We start from the raw sequence: 18,461 nt of genomic DNA, 5'->3' as shown, positions 1-18,461 counted from the left end.
CTCGCTCTTAAAGGTGCTCACATGCAGGATCCCATTGCTCACTCCGACAGCACGGTCGGGCGAGTCGAGGTCAAGGAAACCACCTGCTACATGTGTGCGTGCCGGTGCGGTATCAGGGTTCACATGCGGGACGGCGAGGTCCGCTATATCGACGGTAATCCCAACCACCCCCTGAACAAAGGGGTGATCTGCGCCAAGGGCAGCTCCGGGATCATGAAGCAGTACTCGCCCGGTCGCATCACCAAACCGCTGCGCCGCAAGGCGGGGGCGGAGCGGGGTACCTCCGAGTTCGAGTCGATCTCCTGGGACGAAGCCTTCCAGATGCTCGAGGAGCGTCTCGGGCGCCTGCGTGCGGAGGATCCGAAGAAGTTTGCGCTCTTCACCGGTCGCGATCAGATGCAGGCCCTCACGGGTCTCTTCGCCAAACAGTTCGGCACCCCGAACTACGCCGCTCACGGCGGCTTCTGCTCGGTCAACATGGCCGCGGGGCTGATCTATACCATCGGCGGCTCCTTCTGGGAGTTCGGCGGACCGGATCTGGATCGCGCCAAGCTCTTCGTGATGATCGGCACCGCCGAGGATCACCATTCCAACCCGCTGAAGATCGCCATCTCCGAGTTCAAACGACGCGGCGGCCGCTTCATCTCGGTCAATCCGATCCGCACCGGCTATTCGGCCATCGCAGACGAGTGGGTGCCGATCAAGCCCGGCACCGACGGTGCGCTGCTGATGGCGATCTCCCACGAGATCCTCAAGCAGGGTCTGTTCGATCGCGATTTCCTGGTTCGCTATACCAATTCCGCGGAGCTGGTCATCGATGCCCCGGCTCGCGACGATCACGGTCTCTTTTATCGTGCCGAGATGCACGTGGAAGAAGGCTGCTTCGATCCGGAGAACAAACTCTGGTGGGACCGCAACCTCGACGGCCCCATCAGCACCCATACACCGGGTGCGGATCCGCGCCTGATGGGCAGCTACAAGCTCGACATGGACGGCGGGATCCCGGTCAAACCGGCGTTCCAATTGCTCAAGGAGCGGCTCGAACCCTGCACGCCCGAGTGGGCCGCCGAGATCACCGGCATTCCGGCCGACACCATCCGTCGCCTTGCGCACGAGATGGGCGTCACCGCGCGCGATCAGAAGATCGAGCTGCCGATCCCCTGGACCGATTGCTGGGACGTCGAGCACCCGTCGGTGACCGGCAACCCGGTCGCCTTTCATGCGATGCGCGGGATGGCCGCCCATTCCAACGGTTTCCAGACCATCCGTGCGCTCGGCGTGCTCATGACCCTGCTCGGCACCATCGATCGGCCCGGCGGTTTCCGCCACAAGGCGCCCTTTCCGCGCCCGATTCCGCCCTGCGCCAAACCGCCCCACGGCCCCGAGGCCGTCCAGCCGAACACGCCGCTCGACGGCATGCCGCTCGGTTGGCCCGCCAAGCCCGAGGATCTCTTCGTCGACGCCGACGGCGGACCGGTGCGCATCGACAAGGCCTTCTCCTGGGAGTATCCGCTCTCGGTGCACGGGCTGATGCATAACGTCATCACCAACGCCTGGCGCGGCGACCCCTATCCGATCGACACCCTGTTCCTCTTCATGGCCAACATGGCGTGGAACTCCTCCATGAACACCAGCGAAACACGCAAGATGCTGGTGGACAAGGATGTCGAGGGGAAATACAAGATCCCCTTCATCGTCGTCTGCGACACCTTCGCCTCCGAGACCGTCGCCTTCGCCGATCTGGTGCTTCCGGATACCAGCTATCTGGAGCGCCACGACGCGCTCTCGATGCTTGACCGCCCGATCTCCGAGTTCGATGGTCCGGTCGACGCGGTTCGCATCCCGGTGCTGCCGCCGAAAGGCGACTGCAAGCCCTTCCAGGACGTGCTGATCGAGCTGGGATCGCGCCTGAAGCTGCCGGCCTTTGTCACCGCCGAGGGCGAGCGCAAGTACCGCGACTATCCCGACTTCATCGTCAATTACGAGACATCGCCCGGCTCGGGCATCGGCTTTCTGGCCGGCTGGCGCGGCAAGGACGGCGATCAGGTGCTCAAGGGCGAGCCCAATCCCAAGCAGTGGGAGATGTATGCCAAGAACGGCTGCGTTTTCCATCACGAGCTGCCGCCCAGCTACCAGTACATGCGCAACTGGAACAAGGGCTACCTTCACTGGGCGCGGGCGCACGGCATGATCCGTTATGCCGAGCCCATCACGATCCATCTCTATTCCGAGGTCCTGCAGAAGTTCCGGTTGGCCGCGCAGGGCAAGTGGCCCGGACGCCAGCCGCCGGATCGGCTGCGCGAGCGTGTCGAAACCTATTTCGACCCCTTGCCCTTCTTCCATCGTCCACTGGAAGATCAATTGGTCGACACAGTGCGCTTTCCGTTGAACGCACTGACCCAGCGTCCGATGGCCATGTATCACAGTTGGGACAGCCAGAACGCCTGGCTGCGTCAGATCCACAGCCACAACTATCTCTTCGTCAATCCGCTCGTGGGCAAGAAGCACGGCTTCGGCGACGGCGACTGGATCTGGGTGGAGTCGACGCTGAGCAAGGTGCGCTGCATGTGTCGCTTCTCCGAGGCGGTCGAGCCCGGCACGGTCTGGACCTGGAACGCGATCGGCAAGGCCAACGGCGCCTGGGGGCTCGGGAGCAACGCGGACGAGTCGCGCAAGGGCTTCCTGCTGAACCATCTGATCGCCGAGGAGCTGCCGCCCAGCGAGGCCGGCGATCATCTCTCCAACTCGGATCCGGTGACGGGTCAGGCTGCCTGGTTCGACGTGCGAGTTCGTGTCTACAAGGCAGGCCCCGACGAGCCGCGGGTGACCTCACCCCAGTTCGATGCCATGCCGCGCCTGCCCGGACAGGAGAAGCAGCGCGGCAAGTGGCAGGCCTACATGGCCGGCGTGTTCGGGAAGAAGTAGCTTCGGCCCTCAGCGGTCGGTTCCGGGCCCGGCGATGATATGCATCGTCGGCTCGCAAGCCGACGACCGATCCCGCGGCTGACGGCCGACAACGGAGAGAATTAGACATGACTCAACTTGCCCTGGTGATCGACCTGAACGTCTGCGTCGGTTGCCATGCCTGCGTGACGTCCTGCAAGGAGTGGAACACCTCCGGCTGGGCAGGCACGATGGTGGACCAGAACCCCTATGACGGCAGTCCGACCGGGACCTTCTTCAATCGGGTGCAGACCTTCGAGGTCGGCGTCTTCCCGAATACCGAGACGGTCCATTTCCCCAAGAGCTGCCTGCACTGCGAGGAGCCGCCTTGCGTCCCGGTCTGCCCGACCGGTGCCTCGCACAAACGGGCCGACAACGGCATCGTGCTGGTCGATTACGACAAGTGCATCGGCTGCAAGTATTGCGCTTGGGCCTGCCCCTACGGCGCGCGCGAGCTCGACGAGCAGCAGAAGGTGATGAAGAAATGCACCCTCTGTATCGATCGCATCACGGATGCCACGCTGTCCGAGCGCGATCGCCAGCCGGCTTGCGTGCTGGCCTGCCCGACCAGTGCCCGACTCTACGGCGACGTCCATGACCCGGACTCGGAGGTCTCGGTGGCGATCCGCGAGCGCGGCGGCTATCAGCTGATGCCCGAATGGGGTACCAAGCCGGCCAATCATTATCTGCCGCGTCAGAAGAACCGGATGTACATCAGTCCGGATGAGCTGACGCGTGTCGACAACCCGTTGCGCAAAGAGGATCTCACCACCTACACGGGCGAGGAGACCTTGGACGACGTGGCCTGGTAAGGATGCCGGACCCGGATCAAGCTCACTCGCCGACGCGACATTCGTTATAGGACAAAGGGATCCACCCATGCACCCCGCATTCTCCGTCATCTTTCTGACCACGCTGCTCGGTGCCGGTCAGGGTCTGTTTTTGGCCATGTTTACCGGTCAACTCTATGCGATTGCCCGGTTCCTCCCGGTGCAGGAGGACCAGTTCTATGCGATCGGCAGTCTGGTTGCCCTCTGGTTGCTCGTGGTCGGTCTCGGCGCCTCCTTCTTTCATCTCGGGCGTCCCGAGCGGGCCTGGCGCTCGGCCGCCATGTGGCGGACCTCTTGGTTGTCGCGCGAGGTCATCATCCTGCCGATCCTGATGGCGCTCGTGTTTGCCTACAGCGTCGCGCACTTGATGCATTGGACGCAGCCTTGGTTCCGCATCGGCGAGGTGCTCGGCGTCGATGCGACGCTGCTCTTGGGCTTGCTCGGGACGATCGCCTCCTTCGCACTCTTCGTCTCGACCGCCATGATCTATGCGAGCGTCAAGTTCCTCCAGGAATGGCACTCGACCTTCACCGTCGCCAACTTCACCCTCCTGGGTCTGGCCTCCGGGTTCATGCTGGCCGCCGCCTACTCGGCCTACCTCGGCAATCCCTTGGTGTCCTTTTTCGGCACCTGGGCCGTGGTGCTGACCTTGGGCGCACTGGTCTCGCGTGTCGCCCATCTCAGACGCAACGCCAGGCTCAAGCACAAGAGCACAGTGCAGACCGCTATCGGCGTGCGCCACACCGCCGTCGTGCAGAAGGCGCAGGGGGCGATGGGAGGCAGCTTCAATACGCGCGAGTTCTTCCACGGGCGCAGTCCCGAGACCGTTCGGCTCGTGCGCAACCTTTTTCTGATCTTGGTTTTCCCGATGCCGATCCTCTTGATCTCCGGCGCCTACCTGATCGAATCCACGACCTTGCCGATCCTTGCCTTCGTGATCCAGTACATCGGGCTCCTCGCCGAGCGCTGGTACTTCTTCGCCGAGGCCAAGCATCCGCAAAATCTCTACTACCAGAGCATCTCCTGACCGGCGAGCCGGTTCGGCGCTGCCCTGCGGTTCGGCAACTTAAACCGCGCCCGGCGCGGTATGCGATGTTTTTGGATGGGATCGGCTCCGGCAGACTTGACAACCGTTGGAGTCTGCGCGGTTTAAGATATTAAAAGATATATTATTTTAAACCGCGCCACCGCTAAGGGCCGTCGTTGCACCAAACGTCGAGCTCACTCGAAGATGAGCATCTCGCTCTGGGCGCGGTTTAGAGCCAGCGTTTGATGCGGAAGAACACCAGCATTCCCATGGCCAGGATCAGCATCAGCCCCAAGAGGCCGAAGTAGGCCCAGTGCCACGCAAGCTCCGGCATGTACTCGAAGTTCATGCCGTAGATGCCGGCCAGGAAGGTGAGCGGGATGAAGATGGTCGCCGTGATGGTCAAGACCTTCATCACCTCGTTCGTGCGATAGCTGATGCCCGAGAGATAGAGGTCGAGCATCCCCGAGATGATGTCGCGAAAGGTCTCGACCGTGTCGACGACCTGGACGGTGTGGTCGTAGACATCCCGCAGGAAGACCCGTGTGGTCTCGTCGACCAGCTTCGAATCCCCTCGCTGCAGACTGCCGATCAGCTCGCGTAACGGCCAGACCGACTTACGGAGCTGAATCATTTCACGCTTGAAGTTGTGGATCGACTCCAGGGTATTGGTGCCCGGGACGGCGAAGAGCTCCTGCTCGAGATCTTCGATGTCGTCGCCGATGCTCTCCAGCGTGGTGAAGTAGCGGTCGACCACGACATCGATCAGCGCATAGGCCAGATAATCCGGTCCCATCGCACGGCCACGAACCTTGCCGCTCCTCAATCGATCGCGAACGGCGTCGAAGATCGGACCGCTCTTCTCTTGGAACGAGAGCACGAAGGTCGGTCCCAGGATCAGGCTGACTTGCTCGACCCGGAATCCACCCTCCTTTTCGTAGAAGGGAATCTTCAGCACCAGAAACAGGTAGTCGCCGTAGTCCTCCAGTTTCGGCCTGTGATCGCTGTTGAGGATGTCTTCGAGCACCAAGGGATGAAGGCCGAAACAGGCGCCGAGGGTCTCGATGTGCTCGACGGCATGGATCCCGTTGATGTTGACCCAGGAGACCCCTCGAGCCTTGGCGAATCCGCAGCAGCGGTCGACCTCGCGGACGCCGAAAGTGACCTCGGAGAAGTGCTCGGCATCGTAGGTGACGACATCGAACGTGATGGGCTCCTGACTCGGCTCCCCGACATGCACCAGGGTTCCGGGCGGGGCCCCGATCTTACGATGCGGACGCTTTTTGAGCAGCTTCTTGCGGGCCATGCGGCGACTCCTCGCGGGGCGGAGCCCGAGAATAGGGCAGGGAGACGCCCCGGGTACAGCCTGTCGTCATCCGAAGCACGGCGGGGTCGAGGCTCATGCCCGGTGTGGCGGGATTCGCGCTTGCGTGTATACCCCGCCGGTCGCGTTTAGGACCGGGACGCATCGTCCGCCGATAGACGTCGGCTTCGCCGCCCGCGCCCTGCGACTTGCGGTTGGAGCCGGCCCCGGGGGCACTGCGGGGCGGTATCGAGCCCGGGTGTCGGAGGTCTGTTCCGGCCGTCGCGCCATCGCCATCGAAAACCACGCAACCCGTGAATTCCGCACACTTTCGGGCTGCCGTGCGCACGTGTCCCGGCGGGGAGAGACGCCTAATCTGGTTCCCGAGGCCAAGTGCCTCGCGAACCCCCGGTCACCGGGGATACCAGAAGAAGCATTCAGCGGAGGCCACCATCATGTCCATGCCACTCGTCGTCGTTCTTGTCGCCGCCACCACCGGCATCGCAGCGACCGTCGCGGTCTTTGACGGCAGGGTTGAATCCGCTCAGGTCGTCCCTGCGGTCACGGCGTCTGCCGATTCCGCGGAGGGTTGGACCAGACGCGGTGTGAGGCCAGTCGGCGCGGTCCAGCGTCCCGAGACCATCGGGACATCGAGCGCGGGACCGCGGCGCGGCATGCGGGGCAGCCCGGAGCGTACCCAAGTTGTCCCGGTTGCGGGCTCCGGTGACTGGACCCGGCGCGGGACCAGGAGTGTGCCGTCGAGCTGAGCGACGGCACGGGGCGGGTGCCCCCGCCCCGCACGTCTTGCTGCGCGGTGCGGGACTCGATTTCCCGCAAGGTCGGCTCTTGGGCCACAGCTGCCCTGGCGGCCTGGTCGGAAAGGAATGCAACAAAAAATAATCGAAATAAAACTTAAATCGCGTTGTGCACGGCGCCGGAAGGGCGACGAAAGGCCGGATAAACTCGATGACAGGTCATGTCCCACCGGACGCGATTTAACCCCCGAAGTTGTAGTTGACCGAAAGGGACAAGACATCCACATGACTGTCCGTTTCCCCGCGGAGCGCGATACTGGTCTCCAGCGGCGATCCGGCGTAGAAGGGGAGCGTCAGATCGATGTCGGCCCGCTCGAAGATCCCGTAGGCATAGCCGACATCGAGCCGGAGACGCTCGGAAACGCCGTAGGATGCACCGATCCCGAGCCACAACAGATCGCTGTCCGGAATGCTGGTGTTGCGCAGGGCGTCGGTGGTCGGGGATTGGTCATATTGGATGCCGCCGCGCAGCGTCCAGCGCGAATCGAGTGCGTACTCGGCCGCCAGGCCGACCGTGAAGGTGTTTTCGAAGCCTTGGGGACGGACCAGATCGGGACTGCCGTTCGCAAACCGCACCCGGATCTCGTCGAACGCATCCCAGCCGAACCACTGTACCTCGCCCATCAGCGTCAGCTGCGGGGTCACGGCCTGCGTGAGGCTCAGCGAGAGGATGTCGGGCAGGTCGAGTCGGGCTCGGGTGTCGCTGGACCCGTTGGCCGCGGCCAACGGACCGCTCAGACCGGTGATCGCCGCGCTGCCTTTCAGGTCGTGGCGCATGCCGGATCGATAGTGCAGCCCGACGCGGGTCTCCTCGCTCGGCTGGAAAAGCAGGCCGATGTTGAAGCCGGTGTCCCATCCGTCCCCGGTCAGCTTGGAGCGTCCATCGGTTGCGGGGGTCGGTCCGCCGGGGTTCAAGGGGTCGGGCAGGGCGCCGATCAGCTCGGCATCGGCGTACTGAACATCGATGCCGCCGCCGATGGACCAGGCGTCGTTGATCCGATAGGCGACCGTCGGGGCGATATCGAGGGTCTGAATGCTGTTGTCGTAGGAGTCGTAACGGCCGAACCATTCCCGGCCATAGTCCAGTTGAAGCCCGAACGGGGAGGTGACGGCGAGTCCCAGCCAGACCCTGCCGTCCATGAGCGGTGTGCCGAGAAAGAGGTTGGGGACGGGAATCCAACCGTCCCCGTGGCCTCGGCCTCCCGCATAAGGACGCTCGTGTCCTCCCGTGCCGAGCGTGCTGGCCTGCGAGCCGCGATTGTCGACGGCGATGTCGGCATTGATCGCATCGATGCCGATCTCGACGAAGGTTCCCCCGAGCCGAGTCATGCCGGCCGGGTTGTAGAAGAGCGTGCTGCCGTCGCGTGCCGAGGAGGTCAGGCCGACATTCGCCGACCCGGTTGCGGTCGCGCCTTTCATGGGGACGTAGATGCCGCCGGCGAGCAGGGTCGAGGGGAAGGCCATCAGGGCGAGGAGTGCGAACGTAGAGTCCGGACGCCGACAACGGAGAGGGGGGATGGGCATGAGGCTGGTTTCTCGATGCGGGTTGGACTGCAAGGGCGCGATCATAACGGGGATCGGGCGACCGCGTCGCCCGCAGGGTTTCGGTGCGCGGCGGTCGGGCTTGGGGTCCGACTCGATTCGCCGGTCCGCTGCGACCTCGGTGCGGGGCCTGTTCCGATGAGGTCGCCGCACGCCGTCGAGCGCGCGTTTCCGGACATCTCCACGGCGCCGTTCGCCGTGCCGTCCGGGGCCTCGCCCGAGCTGGTCGCCGATCAGATCGTGGCCTGCTTTCGGGCGGTCGCCGCACTGGATCGACCGGCCACCAAGGTTTTCGATGCCTTCACAGCCGGGGCAGGGCTCGACCCGCTTGACCCCCTGATCACCGCGGGCTCGCACATTGCCGCCGAGATCGACCGCGGTGTCGCGGGGCGAGCCCGCAACGCCTATCACAACAGCCAGCATCTTTGCGAGGTCGTCCTGTGCAGCCTTTTTCTGGGCCGTCAGGCGGGACTGTCGCATACTCGGCTGGCACGGGTCGTGGTCGCCGCGCTGGTGCATGATTTTCGCCACGACGGAACCACCAATGCCGGCCAACCCTTCCGACTGGAGCGACTGGCGGTGGCTTCTGCGCGACCTTACCTTGCACGAGCAGGTGTCGCGCCGGACGAGATCGAGCGCGTCGCCGCGATCGTGCTGGCGACCGATGTGACAAAGGGCGTCCCTTACGCGCGCCGTTGTTTCAGGTTTCAGCACCGGGTCGGCCCTCGTCCAGAGGCGCCGGAGGAGGCGACGGGTGACCTCGGTCCCCTCCGTCGGCTTGCGACCGACCCGGAAACGGCATTCGAGGCGGTTCTGGTCGCCGAGGCCGATCTGTTGCCGTCGGTGGCCTTGACCGACGAGCACAGCCTGTTGTGTCAGCAGCGGTTGGTCCGGGAGAATGGGCGTGTCGGCGCCGGACCGGCCGAGAAGCTCGCCTTTCTGGATCAACAATCCGGGGGCTTCTTGGTCTCCGGCTTCTTCGAGCCGAATTTCAACCGATTGCGGCGATCCATGGTCGCCGCACTGCCGGGGCGACCGCGGGAACAGAAGGCAATGAAAGAAGAAGCACGCGACATCCTGTTGGAGATCCCGTTGTTCGCGGGACTCGGCCGCGACCTGGTCGGCGATCTCGTCGATCAGGCTACGCTTCGCGCCTACCGCGCAAACACCGTCGTCATGCAGAAGGGCGACGAGGCCAGCGCCCTATACGTGCTGCTCTCCGGGCGGGTCAAAGTCTTCTCTGCGGACGACAACGGCAAGGAGATCGTGCTCAACGAGCTGGGGCCCGGCGACTATCTGGGTGAGCTCGCGCTGATTGAAGACTCCACGCGCTCGGCCTCCGTCATGACCGTTGCGCCGTCGCGTTTCCTGGTCATCCCGAAGGCGTCGTTCCAGGCATTCGTGATCTCGCGGCCCAGCGTGGCGCTGCACCTCATCGGCGCGCTTGCCACGCGGGTCCGCAAGCTGACGGAGGAGGTCGAGCGACTCGCCCTGCGCGACGTCTACAGTCGCCTCGCCGACACGCTCAATGCACGCGCCGTCGAAGAGGACGGACGCCTCGTCACCGATCCCCTGACGCAACGCGACCTCGCGGCACTGGTCGGCGCGTCCCGGGAGATGGTGAGCCGCATCCTCAAGGACCTGAAGGCGGGTGGCTACATCTCTCTCGACGGCAAGCGTATCGTCATCCATCGCAAGCTGCCCGAGCGCTGGTGAGCGATAGGACCTTCTATCCCGGCGAGCCTTGAGTCCCGCGTATCGGCACGAGGCAAGCGACACCTTGATGCGGCCAAACGACCCCGGAGGATGAAATGATCGACGCCATCCGTGATTATGGATTCCTGTACTGGGACCGCTTTCTTCGCAGTCGGCTCTTTATGGTCCTGCTGCGGCCCGTCATCATCACCCTCATTACGCTCAACTCCATCATCACCCGCCGACGCATGAGCCACGAGAACGGGCTCGTGGTTCGGGGGCAGGTGAAGATCCTCGACAATGTGGATCTGCCGCCCAACGGCTTCTTTACGCCCGGCAAGGTGTTTCCCTGTCGGCTGCGTCATGCCTCCGTCAGTTTTCTCGACGATGCCGCGTTGGCGGTGCGTGGTGCCTCGGTGAAGTTCGCCGACGAGGCCGTCGACAGCCCCTTCGACATGCTGATGAACAACGGCAACAGCACGCCGTTCTGGGACATGGACACCTTCTTCCAGTTTACGCTGGCGCGTATTCGGGGTGGACGCGCCCATTTGATCGATTATTTCAAGCGCAATCCGCGCTGTTACATGAACGTGCGCGATGCCTTGCGGCGCGATCCGTCGAGCTTCGCAAACCTCTATTACTATTCGCAGATCCCCTTGCGCTTCATCGCCGAAGATGCGGTCGAGCGCTATGCCAAATTTCGACTGATCCCTTGGGACGAGACGCCTGAGCGGGACGGGATCCCGGATGAGGATGATCTGCAGACGCCTTGGTTTCAGGAGGCGAAACCCAACGAGCGACGCGGGCGAAATTACCTCAAGGACGCGTACCGAAGGCGTCTCGACAAGCAACCCGTGCGCTATCGGTTTCAGATCCAGATCCTGAACTGGCGCGATTCGGATGATCGGGACTACGAGCTCTCCTCGCTGTATCCCTGGAACGAGGACGAATGTCCCTGGCGGGATCTCGCCGAGGTGATCATCACCGAGGCACTCGATGACGCCGAGGGCAACGAATGCCTGTTCAGCCTGCGTCACCTGCCCGCCGCCGTGTTGCAGACCATCCCGGCCCGGAACTTCCGAGACGGGCCGTCCATCGACTATCTGCGTCTGGCGGGGTGGTGGCCGCGGCGTGCGCGGCTCTTGATGTATCGCCTGCGGGGCCAGCCGCCGCGGATCCCCGACGAGCGCAGCGAGACGACCGAAGCCTATGCAGACGAGACGGTCTCGACGGTCGAGTCCGACGATGTTTACAGGCGACCCTGTCTGCCGCAACGCGACACCCCCGAGCGCCGCGAGGAGCGCAGGGAGCAGCTGGAGCAGGCACGCGGTATCTATCAATACCTGCACGGCTACATCGAGACCGAGCCGACCGGCGAGCAGCCCGCATGGCATCCGCCGCCCTGGTATCGAGGCGTGTTCAGGATCTACGAACCCAACCCCGGCGATCGCAAGACGGTGCCGATCCCCCTGCCGCCCTTCGTTCGCGAGCTGCCTTCCGGCGAGCGTTACAGCCGTGTTGTTCAGGGGCGGATATACGGGACCCTCGCGGTCTCCTACCTGGCCTTGGCGTTGAGTCGGTTCGAGAACTGGCTCGCCAAGCGCCACGGTCTCGACATCTATCGCTTTCTGCTCTGGGGCTTTCGCGACAAGCCGCTGACCATGGCGCATTGGCGCGAGGATGCCGAGTTCGCCCGCCAGCGGCTGGCCGGTGTCAATCCGCGCATCATCCGGCGCTTCACCGAGATCCCCGCCAATTTCCCGGTGACCGACGCGACCCTGGCCGGCCTGCTCAACGCGGGCGAGACATTGGCCTCGGCTATGGAGAAGCGCCGGCTCTATTGGTGCAACTACGGGGTGCTCGAAGGCATTTCGGTGAAGCCCGGCCGCTATCTAGCGCATCCCATTGCACTCTTCTACGTGAACGGCGAGGGACGTTTGATGCCCATCGCCATCCAGCTCTTCCAGCGTCCCGAGGATGGGCCGATCTTTACGCCCAAAGATGATCCGGGGCTTTGGCTGGCGGTGAAGACCTTCACGCAATCCGCCGACGCTCAGGTCCACGAGGTGGTGGAGCATCTGCTGCGCACCCATCTGATCATTGAGCTTTTCGGTGTGGCCATGCGTCGGACCCTGCCGGAGGCCCACCCCATCAACGCCCTCCTGTCGCCCCACCTGGCCGACACCATGGCGGTCAACACCTCGGCGCGCACGGCATTGCTGGCGCCGGGCGGCCCGATCGATTCCACCATGGCCGTCGGCTCGAAGGGGGCCTTCGAGCTGATGGGTCGGGTCTGGCACGATCACCGGATCCTTGACTCGCAGGATGTGCCGCTCGATCTGAAGGAGCGCGGCGTGGACGATGTCGAGGCATTGCCCGACTATCCCTGGCGCGACGATGCTCTTAAACTTTGGGCGGTCGTCCAACGCTATGTCGCCGCCATGGTCGAGCATTTCTACGCGAGCGACGAGGATGTCGCCGAGGACGACGAGCTGCAGGCCTTCCATGCCGAGATTCGCGATCCGCGGGGAGGCAACGTCCGAGACATGCCGGGCGGTGAAGTGGGTTTTCGGACCCGCGACGAGCTGAGCGGGTTTCTCACCCGGGTCGTCTATACGGCGTCCGCGGGCCATGCGGCGGTGAACAACGGCCAGTACGACTGTTTCGGCTTTATTCCGAACGTCCCGGGCGCGCTCTACCGTCCGCCGCCGCGGGACAAGGATCTGACCTGGAGCGAGAGGGATCTCGAACGTGCGCTGCCCGATCTGCGCACTGCATCCACGCAGATCCTCATGGTCAGGTTGCTGTCGCGGCGTACCGAGATACCGATCGGGCGCTACGCCCCGGCCTTTTTCGCCGGAACCCAGTCGGTGCTGCCGATCGTCACCCGTTTTCGCCGCGACTTGCACGCCTTGAGCCTCGAGATCGAGGCGCGCAACCTCGGTCGCGAGGTTCCTTACACCTACCTGGATCCGAAGCAGGTCCCCCAAAGTATCGTGACATGATCCAGCCGGCCATCTCCGCACGGGCGCCTCCACCGACATTGCTGGATCCGATTCGCCGTGGCCAGACCTTCACGGTTTACGAAGGCAGGCTTACCGACGGGCAAGCGGTCATCTGCAAGACGGTGAGCGGGCGGCGTTGGACCCCTGACGCCATCGCACGCCTTGAGAACGAGTACGCCATCACGCGTGGACTGACCCACCCCGGTCAAATCGTGGCGCGCGCCCTGATCCGAACCGATCAGGGGCCTATGCTGGTGTCCGACGATCCGGGCGATCGTTCTCTGGACTCGATCGCGACCCTGCCGCTCCCCCCCGAGACGGTGTTGCGCATCGCGGTGGAGCTTGCGCGGATCCTGGCCGACCTCCACCAAGTCCACGGCATCGTCCATCGCGACATCAAGCCGTCCAACCTGATCGTCGATGCGGGCTTCAACAGGGTTAGACTGATCGACTACTGTCTGGCCATTCGGGCCGCCAACCTCGCCGAGGAACCGGCCGGTGCCTTCGCGGCGAAAGGCACGCTGGCCTACATGGCGCCTGAGCAGTCCGGCCGCATGAACCGTCAGGTCGACTGGCGTGCGGACCTTTACGCCTTCGGCATCCTGCTCTACGAGCTGTTGACCGGGCGGGTGCCCTTCGCGGACCCGGACCCCGCGACCCTGATCCACCGACACCTGACCGAGATCCCGCCGGCACCGCGCGATCTGTGCGACGCCATCCCGCCCGCATTGTCCGACGCGGTGATGAGGCTGATCCGCAAGAACCCGGAGGATCGGTTCCAGACGGCGACGGACTTCATCAATGCCGTCGAGCGCCCGGACGACGGCGTGGCTCCGGTGCCCAGCACCTTGCGGATCCCGGACCGGCTCTACGGCCGCGAGGCGATGATCGAGCGGTTGACCGGGCTCATGGCCCGCCAAGCCGAGGGCCAGCACGGCAGCAGCCTGCTGCGCATTGCGGGACAGTCGGGCATCGGCAAGTCCGCGCTGGTCGAGCGTCTGGTGGCGCCGATCGTCGCCGCCGGTGGTCACTTCATCCAGGGCAAGTTCGACCAGACCGAACGGGCGCGCCCTTACGCGCCCTTTGTCCAGGCCTTCAACGCCCTGTTGCGCAGTCTGCTGGCGGGGACGACCGAGCAGGTGGATGCCTGGCGCGCCCATCTGCTCGATGCGCTCAGCCCCAACGCCCGGGTGCTGCTCGACATCCTGCCGGGCTACGAGGCACTGCTCGGTCCTCAGCCGCCCGTGGCCAAGCTGGGTCTGAACGAGGCCCAGATCCGCATGTCGTTGGTGTTTCGTCGATTCGTGGGAGCCTTGGCGCGTGCAGACTCGCCCCTGGTGATCTTCATCGACGACCTGCAGTGGTCCGACAGCGCCTCGCGCTCGCTGATCGAGCTGCTTCTGACCGACCCCGAGATCCGTCATCTGACGATTCTGACCGCCTATCGAGACAACGAGATCGGGGCCGGACACCCGGTCGCCGGGCTGTTCGCGACGCTGGAGGAGAAGCTCGGGCTTCCCCCCGTCATCGAGGTGGGACCGCTCGGGCAGGCGGCGGTGTCCGAGCTCTTGGCCGACGCCTTGGGGCACCCGACGGCCGAGGTGGAGGGTCTGGCGGCGCGCGTGGTCGCCAAGACGGGCGGCAATCCCTTCTTCGTGCAGCAGTTCCTACGGGCGCTGCAGCGCAAGCGGCTGCTCCTCTACGATGCGGCGACCGGGCGTTGGCAGTGGGATCTCGCTGCGGTCGACCTGGAGCAGATCACCGACAACGTCGCCGATCTGGTCATCGAGCGGATCCTCGAGCTGCCCGCGCCGACCCGGGACATGGTCCAGATCGCGGCCTGTCACGGCAATCTCTTCGAGACCGAGATCCTGGCCCTGGCTGCCGAGCGCGATTCGAGCGAGATCGTGCGGCTGCTCGGCCCGGCGCTCGAGGCCGATATCCTGCTCCGGGCCGACGAGGAGGCACTGGAGCAGGGCCTGCTGCAGCGTTATCGCTTCCAGCACGACCGGGTCCAGCAGGCGGCCCACGATCTGCTCTCGCACGACCTGCGCGAGCAGATCCACGCCCGCATCGGTGTCCTGCTGCTCGAGAAGATCCCGGATCCGGCCGCCGTCGGGCGCCTGACCGAGATCACGGACCATCTGATCGCGGGGCAGCACCGGCTCGACCCCCAAGGGCGCTTGCGCCTGCGCGATCTGGCCCTAAAGTCGGCGCGCCTGACCAAGTCGGCCATCGCCTACGATGCGGCGCTCCAATATCTGGATGTCGCCGAGGCCATGTTGGGCGAGGACGCCTGGCAGCGCGAGCCCGATTTGGCCTTCGAGATTGCGCTCGAGAAGGCGCAGGCGGCCTATCTGCAGGACCGCACCGACCTCGCCGAGGAAATCGCCGACGGGCTGCTCGGGCGCGGTCGTCCGGAGCTGGACCAGGTCCGGGTGCTCGGCTTGATGGTTCTGCTCCACACCTCTCGGATGGCCTACGGCCGGGCACTGGATGTGGGCCTGCGCGCACTGGCGCTGCTCGGCGAGAAGCTGCCGCGTCGGGTTCACCTGCTTCGGGTCCTGGCGGAGCTTGCGAGCGCCAAGCTGCGTCTCGCCGGTCGCACTACCCGTGACCTGGCGGAGGGGCCTCGGATGCAGGATCCGCGCAAGCTTGCCGCCATGCAGATCATGGTCCTGCTGGCGCCGCCGGCTTATTTCAGCGCGCCCAATCTGCTGCCCCTGATCGCGCTGCGCATGGTCCAGATGTCGGTTCGCTACGGCAATGCGGCCGAGTCCGCCTACGCCTACGTCCTCTACGGCATGCTGCATTGCGCCGTCTTGGCGGATCCGGTGCGCGGTCTGGCCTACGGCGATCTGGCACGGCAGCTCGCCGTCGATCTGGATGCCCGGGATCTCGAAGGCCGCATTCTCATGGTCTATGCCGGCTTCATTCAGCACTGGTCCGCCCCCTTGGTCGAGACCCTGCCGATCTTCCTGGAAGGGGCCGAGAAAGCGATCAGCGCGGGTGACCTGGAGCATCACGGCTACCATCACTACGGACATGCCTCCTACGCCTTCATGGGCGGGCTGCCGCTGGCGAAGGTGTCGGATTATCTCGAGAGTCATCAGGCCGCTGAGGGCGATGCCCGGCATGAAAAGACCAGACGCATCATGCGCATGGCCGGCTTCAGCATCGCGCGCATGCGGGGTCTGGCGGATGCGGTCCACGCGGGCGAGGGCGAGCGCGAGAGCGAAGACGAGAGTTTTGCGGTCTGGACCGAGCAGCGCGACGCGACCTCGCTTGCCTATTTCCATAAGTACCGGATGCTCGATGCCCTGATGCGCGACGATTTCCGCGAGGTGCTCGCGCGCGCTCGGGGCATGGAGGCGAATCTGAACGGCATCGTTTCCATGGCCTACGAGCCCTTCTACCAGTTCTACGAGGCCCTGGCGCTAATCGAGCTGCATGCGGTCGACGGCGCTGCGACCTCGGTCTTGCGGCGTAACCGGGCGTGGCGGCTCACGCGACGGCTGGAGCGTTGGGCCCGCCATGCTCCCGACAACTTCGCCCATCGAGCGGCTCTGTTGCGGGCCGAGCTGGCTGCGGCCGGCGGTCGGTCGAGCCGGGCCATCGGGGGCTTCGACGCCGCCGTGGCGGCCGCCCGCCGGGCCGGCGCTCTGCATGACGTCGGCCTCTTCCTGGAGCGAGCGGCGCGTTTCTATCTCAAGCGCGGCGCTGACACGGCGGCGGCCGGCTATCTCGCGGAGGCCGTCGATGCCTTCGAGGTCTGGGGCGCGAGCGCTTGGTCGCAGGTCCTGGCCGAGCGCTACGGCGATCTGGTGCAGCCGCGGACGAGCCGGGTGGCGGACCCCTCGGAGACCCGCTCGAGCAGCAGCAGCCATGGACAGATCGTCGACAGCGCAACCCTGATCCGGGCCGCTGCGGCACTGGCCCGCAAGGTCTCGCTCAAGGACGTGGTGACCGAGGTCATGCGCGCCATGGTGATCAATGCCGGTGCGACCCGCGGCGTTCTGCTGCTCGATGTCGACAACCGGTTGCAGGTGGCGGCCGAGGGCGATGCCAAGGGCGAGGTGCGGGTTCTGGCCGACGGCTCGGCCATAGAGCTTCACGGGCTTCCGACCGGTTTGGTGAGCTTTGTCCGGCGCGCGCGGGAGCGTGTCGTGATGGACGACGCCTGCGTCGATCTCACCTTCCGGTCCGATCCGCACATCCGGGCGCACCCGGCCTTGTCGATTCTCTGTGTGCCGCTCTTGTCCAAGGGCGACGTCGTCGGGATGGTCTATCTGGAGAATGCCGGCGTGCGCGGGGCCTTCTCGGCGGATCGGTGCATCACGGTCGAGACCTTGGGGGCACAAGCCGCCGTCTCCATCGAGAACGCCCGTCTCTACGACTCGCTGCGGAGCTCGCTGGAGCGCCAGGCCGAGCTGACCTTCGCACACGCCCGCTTCGTGCCTCATCAGTTCCTCGAAACCCTGGGCCGTCCGTCCATCGGCGACATCAAGCTCGGCGACCACGTTCTGACCAAGGCATCCATCCTCTTCTCGGATATCCGCGGCTTCACTTCGCTCGTCGAGGGCATGGCGCCGGTGGACGCGATCCACTTCATCAACACCTATCTCTCCCGAATGGAGCCGGCGGTGCTGGCCGAAGGCGGATTCATCGACAACTATGTCGGCGACGCCATCATGGCGGTGTTCGATCGCGGCGCCGATGCGTCGGTAAGCGCCGGCATCGCCATGCTGCGCAGTCTCGGCGACTGGGCGCGAACCCGCGAGCGGCAAGGTCAGTCACCGATCCGCATCGGCGTGGGCATTGCGACCGGGGAGATGATCTTCGGCACCATCGGCGCAGCCAACCGGCTCAAATGCGGTGTGGTCGGGGATACCGTCAATCTCGCGGCCCGGATCGAGGGACTGACCAAACATTACGGGCTTGGGCTGCTGATCGGGGGCAACACCTACGCGTCGCTCGACGACCCGGAGCGTTATCTGATCCGGGAGATCGATCTCGTCACCGTGGTCGGTCGGGAGACCCCGGTGCGTCTCTACGAGGTCTTCGATGCGGATCCCGAGCCCCTGCGGGAGCAAAAACAGCGAACCCGGGATGCCTTGTCGGACGGGCTTCGTCTCTATCGGGCCGGCCATGACGATCAAGCCGCGCGGAACTTCGGGCTCTGTCGAGACCTTGCGCCGGATGATCCGCTGCCCGTGCTGTTGGCCGAGCGCTGCGGCCGCCTCCACGACCCCTCGGCCGCGTCCGCATGGGACGGGATCGAAAGGATCGGACTCAAATAGC

At 64.9% G+C, this 18,461-nt stretch carries 9 protein-coding genes; 7 read left to right on the top strand and 2 right to left on the bottom strand.

The window, feature by feature from the left end; translation table 11 throughout:
* Positions 1-21 precede the first annotated feature (21 nt).
* From soeA to soeC, 3 genes are all read left to right on the top strand, one after another.
* Complete coding sequence (gene soeA / locus BLV04_RS03960; protein WP_093028336.1) at positions 22-2,925, top strand: sulfite dehydrogenase subunit SoeA; 2,904 nt, start codon at positions 22-24, stop codon at positions 2,923-2,925.
* A gap of 107 nt (positions 2,926-3,032) precedes the next feature.
* Entirely contained in the window at positions 3,033-3,755 is a 723-nt protein-coding gene (gene soeB / locus BLV04_RS03955; protein ID WP_093028334.1) for a sulfite dehydrogenase subunit SoeB, read from the top strand.
* Positions 3,756-3,822: 67 nt separating this feature from the next.
* Positions 3,823-4,800: a sulfite dehydrogenase subunit SoeC gene (gene soeC, locus BLV04_RS03950; RefSeq protein ID WP_093028332.1), complete on the top strand. Its 978-nt coding sequence runs from the start codon at positions 3,823-3,825 to the stop codon at positions 4,798-4,800.
* A 229-nt stretch (positions 4,801-5,029) separates the two neighbouring features.
* On the opposite strand, the gene corA is transcribed toward soeC, so the two are convergent.
* A complete protein-coding gene (corA, locus tag BLV04_RS03945) occupies positions 5,030-6,106 on the bottom strand; it encodes a magnesium/cobalt transporter CorA (protein ID WP_093028331.1) in 1,077 nt (358 codons plus the stop codon).
* Between the two features lie 452 nt (positions 6,107-6,558).
* On the opposite strand from corA, the gene BLV04_RS03940 reads away from it, so the two are divergent.
* Positions 6,559-6,870, top strand: a complete 312-nt coding sequence (locus BLV04_RS03940) for a hypothetical protein (protein WP_093028329.1) — start codon at positions 6,559-6,561, stop codon at positions 6,868-6,870.
* Positions 6,871-7,098: 228 nt separating this feature from the next.
* Here the strand turns inward: BLV04_RS03940 and BLV04_RS03935 are convergent, their stop codons facing one another.
* Positions 7,099-8,442 carry an OmpP1/FadL family transporter gene (locus BLV04_RS03935; protein ID WP_175534488.1) on the bottom strand — a complete coding sequence of 448 codons (1,344 nt, stop codon included), beginning with the start codon at positions 8,440-8,442 and terminating at the stop codon, positions 7,099-7,101.
* A gap of 156 nt (positions 8,443-8,598) precedes the next feature.
* On the opposite strand from BLV04_RS03935, the gene BLV04_RS25220 reads away from it, so the two are divergent.
* From BLV04_RS25220 to BLV04_RS03920, 3 genes are all read left to right on the top strand, one after another.
* Complete coding sequence (locus tag BLV04_RS25220; RefSeq protein ID WP_217633650.1) at positions 8,599-10,176, top strand: Crp/Fnr family transcriptional regulator; 1,578 nt, start codon at positions 8,599-8,601, stop codon at positions 10,174-10,176.
* A 95-nt stretch (positions 10,177-10,271) separates the two neighbouring features.
* The gene (locus tag BLV04_RS03925) at positions 10,272-13,160 is read left to right on the top strand and encodes a lipoxygenase family protein (protein ID WP_093028325.1); all 2,889 of its coding nucleotides are present in this window, start codon (positions 10,272-10,274) and stop codon (positions 13,158-13,160) included.
* Positions 13,157-18,460 carry an AAA family ATPase gene (locus BLV04_RS03920; protein ID WP_093028323.1) on the top strand — a complete coding sequence of 1,768 codons (5,304 nt, stop codon included), beginning with the start codon at positions 13,157-13,159 and terminating at the stop codon, positions 18,458-18,460. The genes BLV04_RS03925 and BLV04_RS03920 overlap by 4 nt, the downstream gene beginning before the upstream one ends.
* Position 18,461 lies beyond the last annotated feature (1 nt).

This window comes from Thiocapsa roseopersicina (assembly GCF_900106925.1).
GTDB classification, from domain to species: domain Bacteria; phylum Pseudomonadota; class Gammaproteobacteria; order Chromatiales; family Chromatiaceae; genus Thiocapsa; species Thiocapsa roseopersicina.
Note: the sequence above shows the minus strand (reverse complement) of the source record. Positions and strands in the feature narration are given on the sequence as shown.